This is a genomic window from Duganella sp. BJB476, assembly GCF_003416895.1.
Lineage (GTDB): Bacteria > Pseudomonadota > Gammaproteobacteria > Burkholderiales > Burkholderiaceae_D > Rugamonas.
The window spans coordinates 81,920-103,981 of record NZ_QVIO01000008.1 but is presented as its reverse complement, the minus strand read 5'-3'; the positions used below and the strand labels follow the sequence as shown (position 1 = coordinate 103,981).

Here is a 22,062-nt window from a genome sequence, read left to right as displayed (position 1 = left end):
CGTAGCGCGTGCCTACGGCAGAGCTCGTGTCCGAATGTCAGACTTGACCCCGGGGTTCTGGATCGCGGCTGACTACGCGGTTGCGGCCGGTTTCCTTGGCGACGTACAGCAAGCTGTCCGCATGCGCCACCCAGGCGCGTGCGACGACCGCCGGGTCGCCTTCGGCTTCGCCCGCATTCAGGCAGGCCACGCCAATCGATACCGTCACCGACAACTGCAATTCCTGCGACAGCGCAATCATGCTGCCGGCCACGCTGGCGCGGATGCGCTCGGCCACGAAGGCGGCGCTGTCGAGGTTGGCGTCGATCAGCAGCACGACGAATTCCTCGCCGCCGAAACGCGCCAGCGCGTCCGAGGTGCGCAGCTCGTTCTTGATGCGGTTGGCCACTTCGCGCAGCACATCGTCGCCGCCGCCGTGGCCGACGGTGTCATTGACGCGCTTGAAGTGGTCGATGTCAATGTACATGAACGAGATCGGATACTGCTGGCGCCGCGCGCGCGCGATCTCTTCCAGCAAACGCCGGTCGATATAGCGCCGGTTGTAGACACCGGTCAGCGAATCGGTCAGGCCGATGTACTTGAGCATCTCGTTACTGATGACGTTTTCCAGGCAGATGGCGATGATCGACGCCATGTGCTCGATGAAATCCGTGCCCAGGCTGGGCGTGAAACGGGTCGGGTCGCAGCTGCCCAGGTTCAGGCTGCCGATGATGCGCTTGTTGCGCAGCAGCGGCACCAGCGCCACGCTTTGCAGACCGGCCGGCGGCTGCGGGAACGGCCTCGCATGACGCTGCGCGTCGTACATGCCCAGCAGCGGCTTGGGCGTCGGCGTGTAGGCGTTGCGCTGGCCGAGGTCGAAACCCAGGCCGTCGAGCGTTTCAACGAAGATCAGTTCGGGGAAGTCTTCAAACACCACGTCCAGCTTGGCCATGACGGTGCGGATGTCGGCGTCTTCGTCGATCAGCGTCAGGGTCACGCTGTCGAGTTCGGAGATCACCGGCAACACGCGGAAGATGGTGCCTATCAGTTCGGGAAAATTGGCGGCGCTGACGATGTCCAGGTCGAAGGCCTGGTGGCGGGTCATGATCGAATGGTTGCGCTCGGCCTGCTCCAGCAGGTAAGCCATGCGCGCACGCAGGGCCTGGTTTTCGGCCGCCAGATCCACCGCGCGCGCGGCGTGGTCAGTTGGCGGCGAGAACTTGCCGGTTGCAGTTTGCGTCATATTTGCCCTTACTCATCAGCTTGTTTCATGCCAGATGCCACATTACGCCAAGTTTTAGCACTTGGGAATGGCTAGCTGCGTTAAAACGCCAAGGTAACGACGATTTCCTGCCCAACCCGCACGTGCTGGCCCTCTCCGGCGATCAGGATGCTGTTCATGCCGAAGCACAGGGCGCCGTCCAGCTCCGGCTTGGCGCGGTAGCCTTGCATCAGGTCCAGCGGATCGGGACCGAACTCCCCGGTCGCCTGGTTGACCGATGGCATAGGGCAACGCGAACAGGGTTTGACCGGTTTCAGCAGCGCATCGCCCAGTTGGAACGTTTCGACGTAGTCCTCTTCGAAGGCTTCGATGCCGGCCACGACCAGGTTGGGACGGAAGCGGTTCATCGGGATGGCGTCGCGGCCGGCTTTGCGCAGCTTGTCGTTCAGGTCGTCCAGCGAGGCGGCGCCGGCCACCAGCATCGGGTAGCCGTCCGAGAACATGGTGGTGGCGGCGACGCCGTTGGTCCAGTTCTGGCTGACGGCGCGTTCGGCCTTGGCGTGGAAGCGCGCCAGCCGGCACGGCACGCCGATCGCCTGGCTGAACCATTCGGCGGTCAGGTCGTCGCAGTCATAGGCCAGCACGGTGTCGTCCCAGACTTGGGTGGTGAGGGTGGGCGCCTGATCGGGATCGGGCAGGTCGAGCGGAATTTCCAGGCGCAGCATGCCGGGCGCGCGCAGTTCCAGCGTGCTGCCCTTGATGTTGGGAGTGATCAACGCCATGCGCGGGTGTTCGCGCTGGGTCAGGCAAACGCCGGCGCCGTCGACCACCATCCATTCGCGGTCGTAGATCTGCGCGGTCATCAGGCCGGTGACGGTCAGCGTGGCTTCCTGCAAGGAGATACCGCCGCAGGATTTGATCGGGTACAGCGTGATTTCGGAGAGGATGGGCATGCTCGGCACCAGTCGTTAGGCAGATGAAAACATTGCCATTATACGAGCAGCAGCGGCGGGCCGCTGGCGGCCCGCCCTTCCCCGTCCGGGATTACTCCTCGGCTTTGGCCGCTGCCTTGGCGGGACGCGGCGTGCGCGGTGCGGCCGGCTTGCGGGCTGGCTTGGCGGCCGCCTTGGCCTTGGCAGGCTTGGCGGCTGGCTTGGCGTCGGACTCGGCCGATGCGACCGGTGCCGGCGCAGGCGCTTCAACCGGCGCTGGGGCTGGGGCTGGGGCTGCCGCCGCCGACTGTTCGTCGTTGGCCGTTGCCACGCCCTTGGCGCCGCGGACGTTCTTCGCGTTCTTGCCACCCTTGGCAGGCGCCACAGCGTCGGCCTTCGGCTTGGCAGCCTCTTTCAGCTTGCGCGCTGGCGGTTTCGGGCCGCCCTTTTTCTTGGCTGGCGCCTCGTCGGCCACCACCGGCGCGCTGACGGCGACCGGTGCTTCGACCACAGCTTGCGCCACTACCGGCGCCTCGGCGGCCGCTACAGCCTCCTGCTGGCCCTGACGCTCGCCCTGCTTGCGTCCGCCGCGATTGCCACGACCACGGCCACGGCCGCGCTCGGAGTCGCTGGCCGCTGCGGCGGCTGGTGCTTCCAATGCCTCCGGCGCTTCCGGCTGGCCGGCCAGTTGTTCCGGCTCGACGTAGCTTGGCGCTGGCTGCTCGGCGTCGTCCTCGTCGCCATTGGTTTGTCCTGCCGCGCGGGCTTGCTGCGCCTGGCGCTCGGCCTGGCGTTCGGCAAAGCGCTCGGCGGCGGTGCGGCCACGGCCACGGCTGCGGCGCGATTCCTGCTTGCCGCCGTCCTGTGCCTCGGCCGGCGCGCCGTCAACCGACGACTCGCCCGGCGTCGCCACGCCGGTGCCGCGATACACATAAGCGCCGGATTTTTCGTCACGACCGAATTCCAGCAAACCGCGCGCCTTGCATTCCTCGATCAGGTTGCCGAAGGTGCGGAAGCCATAGTAGGACTCGCTGAAGTCCGGCTTGCGGCGCTTGATCGCTTCCTTCAGCACGGAGGCCCAGATCTTGCCGCTGTCGCCACGCTCGGAGACCAGCGCCTCGAAGGTATTGGCGGCGATTTCCACCGCCTGGTTGCGGCGCTTGTCCATCTCTTCGCGGCGCACGCGCTCCTCTTCCGGCGAACGCTTGACGGCCGGCTTGGCCTCCGGGCCGGCTTCGCGCTTGGCGCGGCGGCTTTCGCGCACCAGGTCGTCGTAGAAGATGAATTCGTCGCAGTTAGCCACCAGCAGGTCCGAGGTCGACTGCTTGACGCCGACGCCGATCACCTTCTTGGCGTTCTCGCGCAGCTTGGACACCAGCGGCGAAAAATCGGAGTCGCCGGAAATGATGACGAAGGTGTCGACGTGCGACTTGGTGTAGCACAAGTCGAGCGCATCGACGACCATGCGGATGTCGGCCGAGTTCTTGCCGGACTGGCGCACGTGCGGGATTTCGATCAGCTCGAAGTTAGCCTCGTGCATCGGCGCCTTGAAGCCCTTGTAGCGGTCCCAGTCGCAATACGCCTTCTTGACCACGATGCTGCCCTTGAGCAGCAGACGTTCCAGCACCGGCTTGATGTCGAACTTGTCGTAGTTGGCGTCGCGCACACCGAGCGCCACGTTTTCAAAATCGCAGAACAGCGCCATGCTGACGTTATCGTTGGAAGATGCCATGAAGAGTATTTTTCTAGTGAAGGGTGAGACGGGCGCGGAAGGCAGACGTTGCGGTCCGGCGAACAGGCAATCCGGCGATTATACCCAACAAAGCCGCACGCGCGACGAACACGACAACTAGCGGCACAGCTTGCGTTGCGCATCGGTGGCGCCGGACTGGCGCGGCAACACCAGCTTGCAGGTGCCGAAAGCGTCCTGCCACGGCTGGTCGGCGAGCAGCGCGTCGGCCTGCCGGTTGAGGAAATCCAGCAGTTCAGGCTGGTTCGGCGCGGTGAAAAAGGCCCGTTCGAACACCGTGCGCGGCCGCGCCGACAGGTACAGCCAGCGATCGAGGTCGGCGAACTGCCGGTGGAAGCGCGGCAGCGAACTGGCTTGCAAAAACGCCACCGGCACCCGGTGCTGCTGCAGCTTGAGCAGGTTGCGCAGCTCGGTGTCGGCATCGTCGCGGACCAGTTTGCCGTCCTTGACCAGCGGTTCCAGGTTTTTATAGGTGTAGCCCTGCACGGTGCCGATGTTCTGGCCGTACAGCGAGCTGTCGTCCACGTACTCCAGCGGCGCGCTGCGCAGCGAGGCCACCAGGTTGGCGTCGACCATGTAGTAGCGGCTCCAGCCCTGGCGCGCGCCGGCGGCGGCAAACCAGCGCGGGTTGGCCCAGGCCACCACGCCCGGCCAATGGGGCTGTTCCATCATCAGCTCGAGCCGGCGGCGCGGCAGCTGGGTGGCGACGAACTGGTAGCGGCCGTTGGAGCGCTGCGTCAGCCAGGCGGCCATCTTGTCGGTCAGGCTGCCGGGCGCGCCGGCGGCGAAGGTGGGATCGGAATAATAAACATACAAGGGCACGCTCTCGGCCGCCGGCGCAAGGCGCCCATGCAGCAGCAGCGCCAGGCCGGCGAGCAGTCCCCATGTCTTTGTTTTTGTCATGCAAGGCATACTAACAGCATGGCGGCGGGGGTGACAATGTGCGTATTTCGCGGGCCTGCCGGTGCATTACCATAGCCGCTCGATTTTTTTAAACGAGACGGAGCCATCGTGCGTTCACTGGATATCATCAAACGCGATCTGCTGAAAGCCCTCGGCCGGGCAGCGCTCGCCTTGTTCGCCGTACCGCTGATCGTGCTGGCGTTCGCCCACTACGTGCTGGGCGCGCAGGACGCCAACTTCATCGAGGCCGTGCAGCAAAAGCTCACACAGTCCGCCGACGCCACGCTGGACAAGGGCGCGCTGCTGACCTACTACCGCGAGCATCCGCCCTCGTCCGTCTGCGGCGACGCCGCGCCGGAACGGGCCGACTATCGCCACGGCGTCTGCGAGCCGCTGTCGGAAGAGTGGCAATTCTATTGGGCGCAGCTGGCCGCCGTCGGCTTGCTGGTGGCCGGCGCGGTGTTGCTGCTGACGGCGGCGGGACTGGGACTGCTGGCCTTCTACAACCGCGCGGCGCAGTATGCCAGCCTGGTGCTGGGCTGGCGCATCATGGCGCTGGCCAGCGCGCTGGAGGTGACGCTGCAAAGCGCGCTGCTGGTGTGGATGTCGTTCTGGCTGACCGCGTACTTCCTGCACTTCTATTCGATCAAGCTGGTCGGCATCGTCGCCCTGCTGGCGGCGGGCGCCGTGTTCGCCTCGCTCAAGCATATGTTCCAGCGCGTGCCGGAACAGACCGGCGTCGATGGCGAACTGCTGGCGGCCGACGCCGCGCCGGCACTGTGGGCCCGCGTGCGCGCGCTGGCCGCCACGCTGGGCACGGCGCCGCCGGAACAGATCGTGGCCGGCATCGACAACAACTTCTTCGTCACCGAGGCGGCACTGTCGGTGGGAGGGCGCAAGCTGACGGGACGCACGCTGTTCGTCAGCCTGCCGCTGTTGCGCGTGATGGCGCAGGACGAGGCCGACGCGGTGCTGGTGCACGAACTGGCCCACCTGCGCGGCGGCGACACCAGCAGCAGCGCGGCGCTCGGCCCCAAGCTGTCGCAGTTCGACTACTACCGCGCGATGATGGGCGCGGCCGGCCTGACGGTGATCGCGTTCTACCTGCTGAGCCTGTACCGTTTCATCTACGAGCTGGCCCTGAAGCGCGACAGCCGCGAGCGCGAGTTCCTGGCCGACCGCGCCGCGCGTGACCTGGTGTCCGGCGCGGCGCTGGTGCGCGCGCTGATCAAGGTCAGCGCCTACAGCAACTATCGCGGCCGCATCGAGCGTGAACTGTTCGAGCGCAATGCCCAACATGGCGCAACGCTGGGCATCGCCGCCCATGTGGCGCAGGGGCTGGAGGCGTTCGCGCACTCCGACGAGTTCGCCGGCGACATGGCCGATACCGACATGCCCCATCCTTTCGACAGCCATCCCAAGCTGGACGAGCGCATGGACAACGCCGGCTGCGTCATCGCGCCGCAGGACTTCGGCGCGATCGTGGTGGCGCCGGTGGCGCGCAGCTGGGTCGCCGACATCGCCGGCGCGGAGGAGATCGAAACGCGTTTGTGGAATGTATATGAAGGCCGCTTCGCCAGCGAGCATGAGCGCGACCTGGCCTACCGCTACCAGCCGCACAACGACGAAGAGCGCGCCGTCGTGCTGCGCCACTTCCCGCAGCAAGTGTTCGAGCTGAACGGCGGCCAGCGCTTCCAGATCGGCTACGACGGCCTGACCTTGCCGCAGGACGGGCAGTTCATCGCCTGGGACGCGATCGGCGACCTGCGCTACAAGGATGGCATAGGGGGCGACGTGCTGACCATCAAGCGCAACTTCGGCAGCGACGACAAGGTCAAGCTGAAAGGCATACGTGGCGAACGCGAGCGTGTGAAAGCGGTGCTGGGGCACTACTGGCACCGCCACAAGGTCTCGCGTTCGGCGGGCTAGGTTTATTCCGTCTTGGCGAACATGCCGGCCATCGCCGTCACGTCGCGGCCGACGCCGCGATAGCCGATGAAGCGGCCGGTCTCGTCGAACATGGGCTCGCCGCTCACCTGCAGGTATTGCAGCACGCCACCGATAGTCCGGCTGTAGACGAAGTCCAGGAAGGCCTTGCGCTCGGCGATATTCGATTGCAGCAACGCGTGCTCGGCCACGTCCCAGCCGCCGGTATCGCTGCTGCCGATGCCCACCATGTCGGCCACCGGACCGGACCAGTTGGTGAGCTGGCCGTCGACATCCTGCTCCCAGTACCAGTCGGTCGACAGTTCGGCGAAGCGCTGGAAGCGCGCCTCGCTGGCGCGCAATTGCGCCGTGCGTTCCAACACCGTCGATTCCAGCTGCTCGTTGTAGCGGCGCAGCTTGCGATGCAGCAGGCGCACTTCCAGCATGTTGCGGATGCGCGTTTCCACCTCGACCAGCTCGAACGGCTTGCCGACGAAATCCTTGGCGCCGGCCTGCAACGCGCGCAGCTTGTGGTTCGGCTGCGCCGTCACCACCAGCACCGGCACGTAGCCGTCCGGCTCGATCTGCTTGAGCGCTTCCAGCACGGCAAAACCGTCCATGCCGGGCATTTGCAGGTCCAGCAGGATCAGGTCGTAATGGTGCTTCAGGTGCAGATCGCACACGGTGAACGGGTCCATCGTGCTGCTGACATTGGTGTAGCCGGCGTTGGCCAGCATCTGCTCCAGCAGCATGACGTTCGCTTCCTGGTCGTCGACGATCAGGATCTGGGCGCGCAGTATTTCAGAGGGGTCTATCATGATGCGCTTCCGTGGGAACTGGTGTGGAGACTGCCGTATTCGGCAGCAAATGCTAGCGCCAGGTCCAGCGCGCCCATGAATTCGACGACGTTGATCGGCTTGGTCAGGTAGCGGAAGAAGCCGGCCTCGACCCCTTTTTCTATGTCGCGCGGCATGGCGTTGGCCGACAGCGCCATCACCGGAATGTGCGCCGTGGCGGCATCGTCCTGCAAGATCTTCAGGCAGCCGTAGCCGCTCACGCCGGGCAGGTTGATGTCCATTAAAATCACATCGGGCTGGTAGGCGCGCGCCAGCTGGATGCCGCTGTGGCCGTCGATCGCGGTCAGCAGCTTGAGATCGCTGCGGCGCAGGATCAGCTGCTCCACCAGGCTCAGGTTGGCCGGGTTGTCCTCGATGTACAGCAGCGTTCTCAGCGCGGCGTGGTCCGAGCCCTCGAACGGCGCCGAGCTGTCGAAGGCGACGATCTCCAGCACCGGCTCGCTGCTGGCGGCCAGCTCGATCCAGAAGGTGGTGCCGATGCCGATCTCGCTGCGTACGCCGATGGCGCCGCCCATCAGCTCGGTCAGCTGCTTGGTCACCACCAGGCCGATGCCGGTGCCCTCTTCCGCGCCGTCTTCCTGGCCCAGCCGGTTGAAAGGCTGGAACAGCTGCGCCATCTGCTCGTCGCTCAGGCCGGCCCCGGTATCGGTCACGCTGATGCGCACCATGCCTTCGCTGCCGGCCGCGCACTCCACCGTCACCTTGCCGTCGCGCCGGTTGTACTTGATGGCGTTGGACAGCAGGTTGATCATCACTTGCTTGACGCGCGTACGGTCCGCATGGACGAAGAAGGGTTCGCTCAGCGAGGCGAAGAACAAATGGATGCCGCGCTTTTCCGCCTGCGGGCCTATCAGCGCCCGGCAATCCCTGAGCACTTCGGACAGGCCCATCGACTCCTGCGACATCGTCACCTTGCCCGATTCGATCATGGCCAGGTCGAGGATTTCATTAATCAATTGCAGCAGGTACCAGCCGCCCTTGAGGATCTGATCCAGCGAGCGCTGCTGCGAGACGCTGGGTGGCGGCTTGTCCGACGCCAGCAGCTGTGCAAAGCCCAGCACGGCGTTCAGCGGCGTGCGCAGTTCGTGGCTCATGGCCGACAGGAATTCAGACTTGGCGCGGTTGGCCGTCTCGGCCAGCGCGCGCGCCGCCTCCAGTTCCACATTGGTTTCCTGCAAGGCCAGCTGCTGCTCGCGCAGGCGCTGGTCCAGCAGGGCTCGCTCCAGCGCGACCTGCTTGCGGGCCGTGTTGTCGGTCCCCAGCAGCAGGTAGCCGATGACTTTTTCCTCGGCGTCGCGCAGCGGGCTGACCGATACGATGGCGGGGAAACGGCTGCCGTCCTTGCGGATATAAGTCAGCTCGTAGATGTCTTCGATGCCGCGCGAAGCCTTGAACACCAGTGCTTCAAAACCCGGCAGGATGGTCACGCCGGCTTCGATGCTGAGCTCGGCGGCGCGGGCGATGATTTCCTCCGCGTCGGAGATGCCGGCCGGCGTGATCTGGTTCACCACTTCGGCGGCGCTATAGCCCAGCATGCGCTCGGCGCCGACGTTGAAGATCTGGATGACGCCCTGGGCGTCGGTGGCGATGCTGGAGAAATTGGCGCTGTTGTGGATCGCCAGTTGCAGCGCATCGGCCTTGAGCAGCGGGCTTTCTGGCAGTTTGATCGGTTTCATTTCAGTCCCTGGCGTTGGTGCACGTCCGACATCAGGCGCGCGAATTCTTTTTTGACCACGCCGTAGCATTCGCAGACGTCGCCTTCCAGGCCGGCCCGGTTCAGCACGGAAATATGGCCGCGCCGGTTGCTGATGTAGCCGTTGGCCTGCAAGCGCCCGGCCGCCACCGTCACCCCTTCGCGCCGCACGCCCAGCATGCTGGCGATCAGTTCCTGGGTCATGGTCAGCTCGCTGGTCGGCAGGCGGTCCAAGGTCAGCAGCAGCCAGCGGCACAGTTGCTGTTCCACCGTGTGATGGCGGTTGCAGATCGCCGTCTGCGACATCTGGGTGATCAGCGCCTGGGTGTAGCGCAGCAGCAGGCGCATGACGGGCCCGGCGCGGTTGAACTCCTCCATCAGGATGTGCGCCTTGAGGCGGTAGCCATGACCGGCGGTCTGGACCACGGCGCGGCTGGGCGTGGTGTTACCGCCCATGAACAGCGAGATGCCGAGGATGCCCTCGTTGCCGACGCCGGCGATCTCGGACGAGCTGCCGTTCTCCAGCACATAGTGCAGCGAGACGATGGCCGAGGTCGGGAAGTACACGTGATCGAGCTTGCCGCCGGATTCGTACAGCACATCGCCCAGCCGCATCATGATCGGTTCCAGGTGCGGCGACAGGCGGGAGAACTCGGCGTCTAAAAGCGCGGCCAGCAGGTGGTTCTGATTGGGGTCGTTGAGACGCATGGAAACATTCCTTGTTCCAGTCGTCAACTAGGTGGGGGGGCGGGGACGGTAAACGATGACCGTCAGACAGAGTAACACAGATGGGCGCAAACGCCGGGTTTGCCGCCAGTCTGGCGTGCGGGCGAATTTCTTTGCGATTTTATTTTGGCGGCGCGGAGCCCGCGACGGGACTTCCGGGGACAACAGCGATATTCGTATTGTGGGCAGCGGAAATCAACCAATGACCGCCGCGCTTGATAAATACCTGGGTAAACAAGCCTTCGCGAGGCGTGCGCGGCGTGCCATCGGGATTCTTGTCGCCGCGCAGCCCCCACATTTGATGGGCGATGGCGACGTCCGGCTTGAGAAACCGTATATCCAATTTCAGGTTGGTCCAGACGCTGTCCTTGAACATCATTTCATGGACCAGCGTATGGTTTTTCTTGATCTCAGCCGGTCCGATCCATCTCCGGCCATTGACTTGAACAAAATCGGCGTCATCGGTGAAGAGGCTGGAAAGCGCCTCCATATCGTGGCGGTTCCAGGCGTCCTGCCAACGACTTTCGATTTGCTGGATCGCCAGCTCATCATCTGAAGGCGACGCTTGAACTGGCGACAGGTCCATCGCCGCAAAGGTCAGGAGTAACGCAAGCTTAAGTGGGAATCGCATCAATGCTCTCCTGCTGTCGTTGCAAATCAGGCCATGTTGATATTCTAGCGCTGATTTTGCGCCGATCCAGTACGATTCAATCGGCCAACAATCATGATGCTCCCTGCCAAAAACAAAAAAGCCCTGTATCGACAGGGCTTCTTCAGAATACAGCGCGTCAGACGTTGAACAGGAAGTTCAACACGTCGCCATCCTTGACCACATATTCCTTGCCCTCGGCGCGCATCTTGCCCGCTTCCTTGGCGCCGCCTTCACCCTTGTACTGGATGTAGTCGTCATAGGCGATGGTTTGCGCGCGGATGAAGCCGCGTTCGAAGTCGGTGTGGATCACGCCGGCCGCTTGCGGCGCGGTGTCGCCCACGTGGATGGTCCAGGCGCGCACTTCCTTCACACCGGCGGTGAAGTAGGTTTGCAGGCCCAGCAGCTTGTAGGCGGCGCGGATCAGACGGTCCAGGCCCGGCTCTTCCATGCCCATGTCGTTCAGGAAGGCGGTCTTGTCGGCGTCGTCCAGGTCGGCGATTTCCGCTTCGATCGACGCGCAGATGGCGACGATAGGCGCGTTCTGGGTGGCGGCGTAGGCGGTCAGCTGGTCCAGCAGCGGGTTGTTCTTGAAGCCGGTGTCGGAGACGTTGGCCACGTACATGGCCGGCTTGGCGGTGATCAGGCACAGCTGCTTGATCAGGGCCATTTCGTCGGCGTCCAGGCCCATGGCGCGCACTGGCTTGGCTTCGTTTAGGTGCGGCACGATGCGCTCCATGATGGCCAGCAGCTTGGCCGCGTCCTTGTCGCCGGAACGGGCTTTCTTGTTTTCGCGGTGGATGGCTTTTTCCACGGTGCCCAAGTCGGCCAGCGCCAGCTCGGTCTGGATCACTTCGATGTCGTCCAGCGGGCTGACCTTGCCGGCCACGTGGATCACGTTGTCATCTTCGAAGCAGCGCACGACGTTGACGATGGCGTCGGTTTCGCGGATGTGCGACAGGAACTGGTTGCCCAGGCCCTCGCCCTGCGACGCGCCAGCCACCAGGCCGGCGATGTCGACGAACTCGACGATGGCGTTGACCATGCGTTCCGGCTTGACGATGTCGGCCAGCGCGCCCATGCGCGGATCCGGCACTTCGACCACGCCGACGTTAGGCTCGATGGTGCAGAACGGATAGTTCTCGGCCGGAATGCCGGCCTTGGTCAGGGCGTTGAAGAGGGTGGACTTGCCGACGTTAGGCAGGCCGACGATGCCGCATTGGAGACTCATGAAAAACCTTTAATTATCAATAAGTTAGGCGGATGCAGATCGTGGCGCAATACGCCAGGCAAGACTCTTACGTCAACCACCATCACTACCATAAATGACAACAAAACTCCCAAAATTGCAGCGCGATCGCTGAATTTTGTGCGAGTTTTGTCAAAGAATATGGCTATTGTAACCCTCAGCGACACCCTTCTCCAAAAGCATCCTGCGCGGAATGATGCAATTCTGTGTGATCGGATTTTGTCAGGGCTGTGCGTGCGAGTCGGCCATAGGGCAAGGATTTTCTTTATTGCACGGAAAACAGGTACGGAAAGCCCAGGTCGCTGGCTCCGTCTGATCGTTGATCAGTTCCTCATTTTAGCCTTGCGGTGGGCCGAGAATGGTTTTAGCGAAAAGCTCAAAGAAGTCGTCGCCCAGGTGCTCTGACGAAGACGAGAGACCAGGTGGAGGATCGACATTGATGAACTCCACTGGATCTATTGGTGTCAATTCGTAAGGAATGCGAACGTTCGGAGTAAAGAAATCCTTCTTGTTGCGAGTGACGATGGTAGCTCTGCAGGATAAAGCCGTTCCCATGATGATGGCGTCAGGAAGCGCTACCTTGTGCCTCATTTGGATGCTCATCCTGCGGACCTCCATCGAAGCGATCATGATGGCTTCGTTCGTATGAATGACCTCAAACCCAAAGGAATTCAAGAAGCCCAGCACTTCGTCATAGTCGTCTCTGGTGCCAGCCATGACCTCCATCCAGGTGATCACGCTGATGGCAGGCTCGTCCCAATATGCCAGTTCCTCGATTGCAGGCGTGTAACCCTTAAGAGCATCGATGAGTATATTGGTGTCGAATAGGACTAGCGCCATTCAGACCTCAACTCCACTTGATAGGTCAGGCCGTCAGCGGGAATGTCAGTGCGATTCGCCCAGATGCCGGCGATGCGGCGCAAAGCCTCGACGCGACGTTTGCGTGCTTGAGCAAGCGCGTTGTCCTTTGGCGTGTCTTTTATCGTCGCGTCGAGCGACTGGTCGTCTTCGTGATGAATGAAGGCTGTCATAGCGCACCTCCCTATCTTTGATATCAAATAGTGTAGCGCATTCCCTTTGAATCGTCATTGAGTCGCAATTCATCAGTATTTCCTCATCTCGCCCCCATTCCTTGCGAAAGTCGCGTTGGTGCTCGAATCCATCTTGCCGTGATATCACTAGGGAATGATAATTGACTCAATCTCAGAAGTCCTGAAAACCGCCGAAGCGACCTAGGCCACGAAAGCGCAAGCAAAAAAAACACCAGGAGAAAGGTATAGGGGATTGCTGTGGGAAGAAATCTGGACGATGTCATCAAAAAACTACCGGCCAACCGTCAAAAAAAAATTGCCGCGCTTTCTCATGAAAAAACAGAAGAGATGATTGCGCCTGCGAGGGGAATCGCTGCGAAGGTCCCGGCAAAAAAGGCGGTTGCCGTAGCCAAGAAACGATCGCGTCTTGCAGAATAAATCGAAACTTGCATTCTGTCGGCAATCCTGTCGATCCGTCGCATTCCGCCCTGCCCGGCCGTTCTTCGCAGCTACAATTGCCGCCATGAATACTAGCTCCCCCTTCCAACTGGCCTGGCGCTCGTTCTGGATGCTTAAAAAGCAACGCCAGGAGCCGCTCTGGGCGCAACTGGCGGTCGGCGCCGCTTTGGCGCTGCCGATCGGCTTCTGCATGATGCTGATTAACGGCCTGCTGACCGGCCGGGTGAGCGACCCCGGCTGGTGGCGCGCGTCGCTGCTGTTCAACCTGTTCATCTGCCTGTGCGTGGCCTACAGCATGCTCGCGATCACCCGCGCCGTCGAAAAGCTGCTGCCGGCCGCCACCATCGAGCGGATGTCCGAGGCGGCCGACTGGCGCGCCGCGCTGGTCATCAACGCCATCGCCGTCGGCGGCGTCGTGTTCGGCGCCGCGTTCAGCCTGAGCTTGTACACCTGGCTCAGCGGCTGGAATGCCTGGGACAGTTTCATGAGCCACAGCGTGGCCCAGACCGAATTCCTCGCCTTCGTCATGGTGGTGGCGGCGGCCAACTGGTTCTGGTGGCGCCTGCGGGTCAGGCAGGACCGGCTGCTGCACCAGGCGATGGAAGCCCAGCTGCGCCTGCTCCAGGCGCAGATCGAACCGCACTTCCTGTTCAACACGCTGGCCAATGTGCAAAGCCTGCTCGAGCGCGACACGCCGCGCGCCCGGCTGATGCTGGAAACCTTCACCGACTATCTGCGCGCCAGCCTGAGCCAGCTGCGCCACACCGACAGCACGCTGGCGGCGGAACTGGCGATGGTGCGCAGCTACCTGACGCTGCTGCAGATCCGCATGGAAGACCGGCTGCGCTTCGAGATCGACGCCAGCGACGAAGCCCTGGCTGCGGCCTTGCCCACCCTGCTGCTGCAACCGCTGGTGGAAAACGCCATCGAACACGGACTGGAGCCGAAAATCGAAGGCGGCAGCATCCGCATCCGCGCGCACGTCGCCGATGGCCAGCTCGACATCCGCGTCGACGACGACGGACTCGGCCTGGACGGCCCGCGCCGTCCGCGCAAGCGCGGCAGCGGCATGGCCCTGCCCAATATCCACGAACGGCTGCGCACCCGCTACGGCGGCAAGGCTGCGCTGACGCTGGCGCCGCAGACCGTGGGCATGCAAGCCTCGCTGTCCATCCCATACCGGACGCTGGCATGACGCGCGCGCTGATCGCCGACGACGAACCGCACCTGGCGCTGTACCTGAAGGAGCAGCTGGAACTGCTGTGGCCGGAACTGGAGATCGTGCACATCGCCCGCAACGGCGTGGAGGCGGCCGCACGCATCGAGGAACTGGAGCCGGACCTGGCCTTCCTCGACATCCAGATGCCGGGCCTGAGCGGGCTGGAAGTGGCGCAGGGCATCGAAGGCGACACCCGCGTGGTATTCGTCACCGCCTTCGACACCTACGCGGTGCAGGCCTTCGACCATTGCGCGCTCGACTACCTGCTCAAACCCCTGAAGACCGACCGGCTGGCGCAGATGATCGAACGGGTCAAGGCCACGCTGGCCTTGCAGGCGGCCGGCCGCAGCGCGCAGCCCGATGCGCGCCTGTCGCAAGCGCTACACCAATTGACGCGCAGACCGGCGGCGCCGGCGCGGCTGCGTTTCGTGCGCGCCGGCCAGGGCGAGTTTGTTCATCAGATCGCCGTCAGCGACATCCTGTACTTTCATGCCGACGACAAGTACACCGTGGTGCAAACCACCGGCGGCGAGTACCTGATCCGCACCACCATCGTCGAGCTGTCCGAGCAGCTCGATCCCGAGCAGTTCTGGCAGGTGCACCGCTCGACGCTGGTCAACCTGGACTACCTGGCCGGCACCCGGCGCGATGAAAGCAGCCGCCTGTTCCTGCGCATCAAGGGCCATGCGCGCGAGTTGCGCGTCAGCCGCGCCTACGTCCACCTGTTCCGGGCAATGTAGGCGGCTGGCGATTGGTCGGCGCGGCCGTCGATTCGTCGCTTGCCACTGCCGTCGGCGCGGACCCTGTGGGATCTTTGCATTCCCGCAAACATTGATCCTACAGGACCCTGCAATGAAAAAAACCATTTCGCTGTTGTCGATGCTGATGTTGAGCTGCCCGCTGTTCGCGGCCACCGATTCTCTGCTCACGCCCTCCATGGTCACGCTCAAGGGCGGCGAATTCGTCATGGGCAGCACCGCCAATCCGAAGAACGATGACTATCCGGCATCGGAACCGCTGCACACCGTCAACATCAAGAGCTACCGGCTGTCCCGCTACGAAACCACGGTTGGGCAATTCCGCCAGTTTATCGAAGCCACCGGCTACAAGGCCGACGGCGATTGCTGGAAGCTGGCGGCCAACGACTGGGGCATGGACAGCGGCAAGGCCGGTTGGAACGCCGCCGTCAACGCGCCAAGCGACTACCATCCGGTCATGTGCGTCAGCTGGGACGACGCCCACGCCTACCTGCAATGGCTGTCGAAGCAAACCGGGCGCCACTTCCGCCTGCCCAGCGAAGCGGAATGGGAATACGCGGCGCGCGCCGGCGCCAGCAGCCGTTATCCTTACGGCGACGATCCGGCCGCACTGTGCCAATACGCCAATGTTTATGACCGCAGCGGCAAGACCGCCATTACGCGCATCACCGGCAAGGACAGGAAGGAAATCGCCTGCGACGACCAGGCGGAGTTGACCACGGTGGTCGGCATGTACCAGGCGAATGCCTATGGCCTGTACGACATGCTGGGCAACGTAGGCGAACTGGTCGAGGATTGCCAGCACCTGAGCTACCAGGGCGCCCCTGACAACGGCGCGCCCTGGACCACCGGCTGCGAACTATTCCACGGCTCGACCATGGTCATCCATCGCGGCGGCAACTACAACAGCGGCCCGGCCGGCGCCAGCCCGACCTTCCGCGCCCATGCAGGAACGGACAACCGCAGCAGCGTGGGTGAAGGCTTCCGCATCGCCGAGGATGTCAGCGGCGAAACGGTTAAGGATGGCGGCGCGAACACCTTCGACGCCGGCCTGGCGAAAGCGCAGGCGGCCGAACGCAGCCGCCGCGCAAAATAAACCCGCGCAACACCGCACAAAAGGAATAGTGGACTTATTGCCGTATAGCACTATCATACAGACAGTGCTATCCGCAGGAGTCCACGCCATGCCAGCAATCGCCGAGACGGCACCGATCTATATGCGCAGCAGGCGATTCGATCGCCTGTTCGTGCTGGGCATTCCCCTGCTCGCGCTGGCTGTGGGTGCGCTGGCGCTCGGCTTCCCCCATTACTTCATGCTGATCATTTCGCTGGACCTGGCCTTGCTGGGTTATCACCATGTCATTTCCACCTACACCCGCCTGCTGTTCGACCTGAAGTCGGCCCGCCAGCACTGGGCGCTGTTGCTGCCTTTGCCGGTGGCGGTGTTTGCCGGCGTCTATCTGCTGATCGGCTGGGGCGGCGTGGCGGCGGTCGCCACGCTGTACATGCACTGGCAGTGGTATCACTACACGCGGCAAAGCGAAGGCATCAACAAGGCCTACGGCATGAAGACGCGCAGCGTCCAGGCCGGCAATCCCGTGTTCAACCGCATCACCTTTTATCTGGTGCCGGCCGCCGCCTTCCTGATGATGAGCGCGCGCCCGGACTCGACCTTCCTGGGGATGGAAGTGTGGAAGCTGCCGGTTCCGCAATGGCTGGCCCTGGCCACGATGGCGGCGGCGGCCGCCTGCCTGGCGTGGTGGCTGGCGGCGCAGGTGCGCGCGCTGCGCGACGGTACGCTGGGCCGGCTGCATTTCGCCTACCTGTGCTCGCACTACATGATCTACCTGGTGTCGTATGTCGCCATCCACGACATCACCAGCGGCTGGCTGGTCATCAACGTCTGGCACAACGCTCAGTACATCGCCTTTGTGTGGCTGTTCAATTCCAACCAGTTCAAGGGCGGCGTCAACCCCGAGCAGCGGGCGCTGTCCTGGCTCAGCCAGGAAGGCCGCTGGCCGCTCTACCTGATGGCCTGCCTGGCGCTGACCGGCGTGGTGTACCGGTCCATCGATATGTCCAATGCCTACTTCGCCAACTACACGCTGGTGCCGCTGGTGGTGATCGCCTACCAGGGCATCAATTTTCATCACTACATCGTTGACTCGATCATCTGGAAATTGCGCAAGCGCGATGTCCAGAGCGCGCTGAAGATAGTCTGACCATGTCGAGCACCGGACTGGCCGGCAAGCCGGGCCGCTACCCTGTCCTCGACGCATTGCGCGCCGTGGCGATCCTGCTGGTGCTGGCGCGGCATTGGGCGGTCGCGTCACAGGCCACGTTCGGCGTCGTGCCCGGTGGTCCGCTGGCGGTGCTGTCGGCCAATGGCTGGGTCGGCGTCGACCTGTTCTTTGTGCTCAGCGGTTTCCTGATCGGCAGCCACTTCGCCGGACCGCATGCCGCGCCGTTCGAGCGCGCCTCGGTGATGGACTTCTACCGCCGCCGCGCCTTCCGCACACTGCCGCTGTACTGGGGCGTGATCCTGCTGTGCTGGCTGGCCGCGCCGTGGACGCTGGGTGCGGAATTCTCCAGCCTGTCCTTCGCCACACACCTGTTGTTCATGCAGGATTACCTGGGCTCGGATGTCATGGTCACGCTGTGGTCGCTGGCGGTGGAAGAAAAGTTTTACCTGGCCACGCCGTTGCTGCTGTTCCTGCTGACGCGGATGGGCGCCCGCTCCGCCTGCATGCTGCTGGCGGCGGTGATGGGAGGGCTATGCTGGTCGATGCAAAACAGCGCACACGGCATCACACCGGGCGATTACCCTGCCTTCTTCTGGGCGATACGCGCACCGTTTCACCATGCCGTGCTGGGCATCCTGGCGGGCGTGCTGGTCGCCGTCCAGCATGGCGCATCGGGTACGGGGCGCGCGCCACGCGCGCTGTTCCTGGCGTTGGCGATGCCACCGCTGTTGCTGCTGACGTATAGGGATTGGCTGACACAGGGCGACTGGCCGACGGTCTGCTGGATCATCGCGCTGTCGTCCATGCTGTTTGCGCTGCTGGTGCGCTGCGGCCTGGCCGTCAATGCGCAGCTGCCTTCGTTCGGCGCCGCGCGTCCGCTGCGCTACATCGCCAGGCTGTCCTATGCGCTGTATCTGGTGCACTATCCGCTGATCGGACCTGCCACAAAAGTATGCCAGGCCCTGCTCGGCGGAACGCAGCAGGCGCCCGTCTTGGGCAGTCTGCTGTTCCTGGCGATCTACGGCGCCATGTCCTGGGCCGCCGCGTGGCTGCTGCACGTCGCGCTGGAAAAACCGTTCCTGCTGCTGCGCGACCGGCGGCGATCCTTCGACCGCCCCGTCGCTACCTGACTCAACGCTCCTTGACGAACAGCGCGGTAATCATGCCGAGCACGCTCACGGCGATGACATAGTAGGCCGGCGCCAGCGGATTATTCTTCAGCATCAACGCCACCACCACCGGCGTCAGGCCGCCAAAGATGGCGTACGCCACGTTATACGAGAACGACAGGCCCGAGAAGCGCACCTGCGCCGGGAACGCCTTGACCAGCACGCAAGGCACGGCGCCCACCACGCCGACCGTGAAGCCGACCAGCCCATACAAGGGCAACAGCAGATCCGGCCGCGCATGCAGCGTGGTGTAGAACACGTAAGTGCTGATCGCCAGCAGCAAGGCGCCGCCGAACAAGGTGGTGCGCGCGCCGATGCGGTCGGCCAGCACGCCCGCCACCAGGCAACCGATGGACAGGCACAGCGTCGCCAGCGTGTTCGCCACCAGCGAGGTATGCGGATCGAAGCGGTATATCTTTTGCAGCAAGGTCGGCGTCATCAGGATGACCACGACGATGGCGGCCGACAGCATCCACGTCAGCAGCATCGACACCACCACCGCGCCGCGATGATTGCGCAGCACGGTCTTGAGCGGCATCTCGGCGGCCAGCGCCTTGCGCTGCTGCAGCTCGGCGAAGACCGGCGTCTCATGCAGCCAGCGGCGCAGGTACATCGCGCCCAGGCCGAAGAAGCCGCCCAGCAGGAACGGCAAACGCCAGGCGCCATCGGCCACCTGCTCCGGCGTGAAGGCGGTGTTGATGCCGGTGGCGACCACCGAGCCCAGCAAGATGCCGGCGGTCAGGCCGGCCGTCAGCGTGCCGCAGGCATAGCCGATATGGCGCGCCGGCACGTGCTCGGACACAAACACCCAAGCGCCCGGCACCTCGCCGCCCACGGCCGCGCCCTGCATCACGCGCAGCAGCAACAGCAGCATGGGAGCCGCCAGGCCGATGCTGGCGTAGGTCGGCAGCATGCCCATCAGCAGCGTCGGCACCGCCATCAGCAGGATGGACATGGTGAACATTTTTTTCCGGCCAAACAGATCGCCGAAGTGCGCCATGATGATGCCGCCCAGCGGACGCACCACATAGCCGGCGGCGAAGATGCCGAAGGTTTGCAGCATGCTCAGCCAGCCCGGCATCGACGGCGGGAAGAACAGCTTGCCGATCACGGCGGTGAAGAAGACAAAAATAACGAAATCGTAGAACTCCAGCGCACCGCCCAGGGCGGCCAGCGACAGGGTCTTGTAATCCTGGCGGGTAAGCGGTCGGGCGGGTGTGGCGCTGTGGTCCATGCCGGGGCTGGCGATGGCTGCTGCGTTATCTTTTGTCTGCATGTGTGGTCTCGCTATTGTTAGCATTTTTATGGGTAGCCGGTTCGCGGCAAGCATAGAATACGCAATTTTTCCGGCGATGAGTAAACCGCAGCGACAAATGCTAGACTGCTGGGCGAAAATCCATCTCCACATCGAGGACACCCATGCCATCTGCCCGCCCGCTTGCCGCGCTGACCACTTCCACCCTGATTGCCGCTTTGCTGTTGGGCGCGCCGCCCATCACGGCAGCCGCCAAACCAGTGCAGACTCAGCAAGCCGGGCAAGCCCAGAAGCAGCTGGCCAAGCTGGCGGCGGCCTTCCACACGGCGCGCTGCAAATTCGATCCGCTGCTGTTCGCCACCGCCAACGGCGACGGCCGTTATGACGACCAGCTCGGCCTGGCCATCTCGCCCAAGGTGCGCGCGCAGCAGTTCACGCTGTACCGCCAGATGCAGAAGCAGCTGATGACGGTGCGCCGCGACCAGCTCGGCCAGCAGGAGCAGCTGACCTACGACCTGCTGTCCTACGAACTCAACAACGCGATGCAGCTGGAGTCCTTCCCGGAACACCTGCTGCCGCTGAACCAGCTCGACAACGTGCCCAGCACGCTGGCCAACTACGCCGACGGCAACGGCTCGCAGCCGCTGGGCACGGTCAAGCAATACCAGGCCTACCTGAGCCGCCTGAACCAGTTGCCGACATGGATAGACCAGGCCATCGCCAACATGAAGCTGGGCATGCGCGCCGGCATCGTGCAGCCGAAGGCGATCACGGTGGCGATGCTGCCGCAGTTCCAGAACCTGCGCAGCGCGACGCCGGAAACCAGCATCTACTACTCGCCGGTGACGCGCTTCCCGGCCGGCTTCTCCGACGCCGACAAGAAAAAACTGACGGCCGCCTACCTGAACACGGTCGACGCCAAGATCGCGCCGGCATTGAACCGCCTGGTCAGCTTCCTGGAAAATGAATACCTGCCGGCCAGCCGCGCCAGCACCGGCTGGGGCGCGCTGCCGAACGGCGCCGCCTGGTACGCCGCCCGCATCAAGGACAGCACCAACCTGCCACTGACGCCGGACGCGGTGCACGCGCTGGGTTTGAAGGAAGTGGCGCGCATCCAGCAGCAGCTGGCCGCGCTCGGCCCCAAGCTGGGCTATGACGGTCCGGAAAAACAATTGCCGCAGTGGGTGGCGGCGCAGGAAAAATTCAAGATCTTCACCACCGACGAGCAGGTGCTGGACGCCTATCGCGAAATTTACGCGACCGTGCAAACCAAGCTGCCGACCTACTTCAGCCTGATTCCGAAAGCCAAGCTGGAGCTGCACCTGGAGCCCGAGCTGACGCGCGCCACCGCGTCCGACCACTACACGCCGTCGGCGGCCGATGGCTCGCATCCGGGCGTGTTCTGGCCGGTGGTCAACGATCCGAAAAAATACAGCCGGGTCGACATGGTCAGCCTGTTCCTGCATGAAGGCGTGCCCGGCCACCACCTGCACGCGGCGCTGCTGAAGGAACTGGACTTGCCGGACTTCCGCAAATTCAGCACCGAGAATCCGAACAGCGCGGCCTACACCGAGGGCTGGGCGCTGTACTCGGAAACGCTGGGTCGCGAGATGGGCTTGTATGAAGATCCAGTGGCCTACTACGGCCACCTGAACGCGGAAATGCTGCGCGCCGCGCGGCTGGTGGTGGACACCGGCATGCACGCCAAGGGCTGGAGCCGCGAGCAAGCCATCGCCTACCTGGCCGACACGCTGGGCTGGAGCGAAGCGCGCGCCAAGAACCAGATCGAGCGCTACATGGTGTGGCCGGCGCAGGCGCTGAGCTACAAGATCGGCTCGCTGAAGATCCTGGAGCTGCGGTCGCGCGCGCAGCAGGCGTTGGGCGACAAGTTCAGCTATCAGAAATTCCATGAAGTCGTGATCGGCGACGGCACTCTGCCGCTGCCGATCCTCGAAGCGCGCGTCGACCGCTGGATCGCCGCCAGCAAATAAGTGGCGCGCCATTGAGGGTTCCGATTGAGGCAATGTTGCAAATGTGATACT

Annotated in this window: 20 protein-coding genes; 8 read left to right on the top strand and 12 right to left on the bottom strand. The window is 63.6% G+C overall.

The features are described from left to right. Nucleotides 1-37 precede the first annotated feature (37 nt). The 4 genes from D0T21_RS26280 to D0T21_RS26265 all read right to left on the bottom strand — a co-directional run bounded on the left by D0T21_RS26280 (nucleotide 38) and on the right by D0T21_RS26265 (nucleotide 4,786). Nucleotides 38-1,222, bottom strand: a complete 1,185-nt coding sequence (locus D0T21_RS26280) for a diguanylate cyclase (protein ID WP_116992747.1) — start codon at nucleotides 1,220-1,222, stop codon at nucleotides 38-40. Nucleotides 1,223-1,302: 80 nt separating this feature from the next. Then, nucleotides 1,303-2,154: an MOSC domain-containing protein gene (locus D0T21_RS26275; protein WP_116992748.1), complete on the bottom strand. Its 852-nt coding sequence runs from the start codon at nucleotides 2,152-2,154 to the stop codon at nucleotides 1,303-1,305. Nucleotides 2,155-2,245: 91 nt separating this feature from the next. Next, a complete protein-coding gene (locus D0T21_RS26270) occupies nucleotides 2,246-3,865 on the bottom strand; it encodes an NYN domain-containing protein (RefSeq protein WP_116992749.1) in 1,620 nt (539 codons plus the stop codon). A 117-nt stretch (nucleotides 3,866-3,982) separates the two neighbouring features. Further along, a complete protein-coding gene (locus D0T21_RS26265) occupies nucleotides 3,983-4,786 on the bottom strand; it encodes a transporter substrate-binding domain-containing protein (RefSeq protein WP_158568054.1) in 804 nt (267 codons plus the stop codon). 108 nt (nucleotides 4,787-4,894) lie between these two features. Between D0T21_RS26265 and D0T21_RS26260 the strand changes: the two genes are divergently transcribed. Continuing rightward, nucleotides 4,895-6,715, top strand: a complete 1,821-nt coding sequence (locus D0T21_RS26260; RefSeq protein ID WP_116992751.1) for a M48 family metallopeptidase — start codon at nucleotides 4,895-4,897, stop codon at nucleotides 6,713-6,715. Between the two features lie 2 nt (nucleotides 6,716-6,717). On the opposite strand, the gene D0T21_RS26255 is transcribed toward D0T21_RS26260, so the two are convergent. From D0T21_RS26255 to D0T21_RS26225, 7 genes are all read right to left on the bottom strand, one after another. Further along, a complete protein-coding gene (locus tag D0T21_RS26255; RefSeq protein WP_116992752.1) occupies nucleotides 6,718-7,530 on the bottom strand; it encodes a response regulator in 813 nt (270 codons plus the stop codon). After that, complete coding sequence (locus D0T21_RS26250; protein ID WP_116992753.1) at nucleotides 7,527-9,245, bottom strand: hybrid sensor histidine kinase/response regulator; 1,719 nt, start codon at nucleotides 9,243-9,245, stop codon at nucleotides 7,527-7,529. The genes D0T21_RS26255 and D0T21_RS26250 overlap by 4 nt, the downstream gene beginning before the upstream one ends. Beyond that, nucleotides 9,242-9,970, bottom strand: a complete 729-nt coding sequence (locus D0T21_RS26245) for a Crp/Fnr family transcriptional regulator (RefSeq protein WP_116992754.1) — start codon at nucleotides 9,968-9,970, stop codon at nucleotides 9,242-9,244. Before D0T21_RS26245 ends, D0T21_RS26250 begins: the two co-directional genes overlap by 4 nt. Before the next feature lie 139 nt (nucleotides 9,971-10,109). After that, nucleotides 10,110-10,619, bottom strand: coding sequence for an SgcJ/EcaC family oxidoreductase (locus D0T21_RS26240; RefSeq protein WP_116992755.1), 510 nt, complete (start codon nucleotides 10,617-10,619; stop codon nucleotides 10,110-10,112). Between the two features lie 157 nt (nucleotides 10,620-10,776). Beyond that, entirely contained in the window at nucleotides 10,777-11,868 is a 1,092-nt protein-coding gene (ychF, locus tag D0T21_RS26235) for a redox-regulated ATPase YchF (RefSeq protein WP_116992756.1), read from the bottom strand. 354 nt (nucleotides 11,869-12,222) lie between these two features. Further along, entirely contained in the window at nucleotides 12,223-12,726 is a 504-nt protein-coding gene (locus tag D0T21_RS26230; RefSeq protein ID WP_116992757.1) for a PIN domain-containing protein, read from the bottom strand. Continuing rightward, a complete protein-coding gene (locus D0T21_RS26225) occupies nucleotides 12,717-12,917 on the bottom strand; it encodes a hypothetical protein (protein ID WP_116992758.1) in 201 nt (66 codons plus the stop codon). Before D0T21_RS26225 ends, D0T21_RS26230 begins: the two co-directional genes overlap by 10 nt. Nucleotides 12,918-13,175: 258 nt before the next feature. Between D0T21_RS26225 and D0T21_RS31840 the strand changes: the two genes are divergently transcribed. The 6 genes from D0T21_RS31840 to D0T21_RS26200 all read left to right on the top strand — a co-directional run bounded on the left by D0T21_RS31840 (nucleotide 13,176) and on the right by D0T21_RS26200 (nucleotide 18,726). After that, the gene (locus D0T21_RS31840; protein ID WP_147328172.1) at nucleotides 13,176-13,355 is read left to right on the top strand and encodes a hypothetical protein; all 180 of its coding nucleotides are present in this window, start codon (nucleotides 13,176-13,178) and stop codon (nucleotides 13,353-13,355) included. 85 nt (nucleotides 13,356-13,440) lie between these two features. Beyond that, entirely contained in the window at nucleotides 13,441-14,571 is a 1,131-nt protein-coding gene (locus D0T21_RS26220; protein WP_116992759.1) for a sensor histidine kinase, read from the top strand. Continuing rightward, nucleotides 14,568-15,335: a LytTR family DNA-binding domain-containing protein gene (locus tag D0T21_RS26215; RefSeq protein WP_116992760.1), complete on the top strand. Its 768-nt coding sequence runs from the start codon at nucleotides 14,568-14,570 to the stop codon at nucleotides 15,333-15,335. The genes D0T21_RS26220 and D0T21_RS26215 overlap by 4 nt, the downstream gene beginning before the upstream one ends. Nucleotides 15,336-15,447: 112 nt before the next feature. Beyond that, complete coding sequence (locus D0T21_RS26210) at nucleotides 15,448-16,449, top strand: SUMF1/EgtB/PvdO family nonheme iron enzyme (RefSeq protein ID WP_116992761.1); 1,002 nt, start codon at nucleotides 15,448-15,450, stop codon at nucleotides 16,447-16,449. A gap of 88 nt (nucleotides 16,450-16,537) precedes the next feature. Further along, a complete protein-coding gene (locus D0T21_RS26205) occupies nucleotides 16,538-17,575 on the top strand; it encodes a hypothetical protein (protein WP_199538573.1) in 1,038 nt (345 codons plus the stop codon). 2 nt (nucleotides 17,576-17,577) lie between these two features. After that, on the top strand, nucleotides 17,578-18,726 hold the full coding sequence (locus D0T21_RS26200; RefSeq protein WP_116992762.1) for an acyltransferase: 1,149 nt from the start codon (nucleotides 17,578-17,580) through the stop codon (nucleotides 18,724-18,726). 1 nt (nucleotide 18,727) lies between these two features. On the opposite strand, the gene D0T21_RS26195 is transcribed toward D0T21_RS26200, so the two are convergent. Beyond that, the gene (locus tag D0T21_RS26195) at nucleotides 18,728-19,999 is read right to left on the bottom strand and encodes an MFS transporter (protein WP_116992763.1); all 1,272 of its coding nucleotides are present in this window, start codon (nucleotides 19,997-19,999) and stop codon (nucleotides 18,728-18,730) included. A gap of 185 nt (nucleotides 20,000-20,184) precedes the next feature. On the opposite strand from D0T21_RS26195, the gene D0T21_RS26190 reads away from it, so the two are divergent. Beyond that, complete coding sequence (locus tag D0T21_RS26190) at nucleotides 20,185-22,011, top strand: DUF885 family protein (RefSeq protein WP_116992764.1); 1,827 nt, start codon at nucleotides 20,185-20,187, stop codon at nucleotides 22,009-22,011. Nucleotides 22,012-22,062: the final 51 nt, after the last annotated feature.

Bases quoted from the DNA above. Each gene is read 5' to 3' on its own strand.
- D0T21_RS26280 (WP_116992747.1), bottom strand. From the start codon at position 1,222: ATGACGCAAACTGCAACCGGCAAGTTCTCGCCGCCAACTGACCACGCC.
- D0T21_RS26275 (WP_116992748.1), bottom strand. From the start codon at position 2,154: ATGCCCATCCTCTCCGAAATCACGCTGTACCCGATCAAATCCTGCGGC.
- D0T21_RS26270 (WP_116992749.1), bottom strand. From the start codon at position 3,865: ATGGCATCTTCCAACGATAACGTCAGCATGGCGCTGTTCTGCGATTTT.
- D0T21_RS26265 (WP_158568054.1), bottom strand. From the start codon at position 4,786: ATGACAAAAACAAAGACATGGGGACTGCTCGCCGGCCTGGCGCTGCTG.
- D0T21_RS26255 (WP_116992752.1), bottom strand. From the start codon at position 7,530: ATGATAGACCCCTCTGAAATACTGCGCGCCCAGATCCTGATCGTCGAC.
- D0T21_RS26250 (WP_116992753.1), bottom strand. From the start codon at position 9,245: ATGAAACCGATCAAACTGCCAGAAAGCCCGCTGCTCAAGGCCGATGCG.
- D0T21_RS26245 (WP_116992754.1), bottom strand. From the start codon at position 9,970: ATGCGTCTCAACGACCCCAATCAGAACCACCTGCTGGCCGCGCTTTTA.
- D0T21_RS26240 (WP_116992755.1), bottom strand. From the start codon at position 10,619: ATGCGATTCCCACTTAAGCTTGCGTTACTCCTGACCTTTGCGGCGATG.
- ychF (WP_116992756.1), bottom strand. From the start codon at position 11,868: ATGAGTCTCCAATGCGGCATCGTCGGCCTGCCTAACGTCGGCAAGTCC.
- D0T21_RS26230 (WP_116992757.1), bottom strand. From the start codon at position 12,726: ATGGCGCTAGTCCTATTCGACACCAATATACTCATCGATGCTCTTAAG.
- D0T21_RS26225 (WP_116992758.1), bottom strand. From the start codon at position 12,917: ATGACAGCCTTCATTCATCACGAAGACGACCAGTCGCTCGACGCGACG.
- D0T21_RS26220 (WP_116992759.1), top strand. From the start codon at position 13,441: ATGAATACTAGCTCCCCCTTCCAACTGGCCTGGCGCTCGTTCTGGATG.
- D0T21_RS26215 (WP_116992760.1), top strand. From the start codon at position 14,568: ATGACGCGCGCGCTGATCGCCGACGACGAACCGCACCTGGCGCTGTAC.
- D0T21_RS26210 (WP_116992761.1), top strand. From the start codon at position 15,448: ATGAAAAAAACCATTTCGCTGTTGTCGATGCTGATGTTGAGCTGCCCG.
- D0T21_RS26205 (WP_199538573.1), top strand. From the start codon at position 16,538: ATGCCAGCAATCGCCGAGACGGCACCGATCTATATGCGCAGCAGGCGA.
- D0T21_RS26200 (WP_116992762.1), top strand. From the start codon at position 17,578: ATGTCGAGCACCGGACTGGCCGGCAAGCCGGGCCGCTACCCTGTCCTC.
- D0T21_RS26195 (WP_116992763.1), bottom strand. From the start codon at position 19,999: ATGGACCACAGCGCCACACCCGCCCGACCGCTTACCCGCCAGGATTAC.
- D0T21_RS26190 (WP_116992764.1), top strand. From the start codon at position 20,185: ATGCCATCTGCCCGCCCGCTTGCCGCGCTGACCACTTCCACCCTGATT.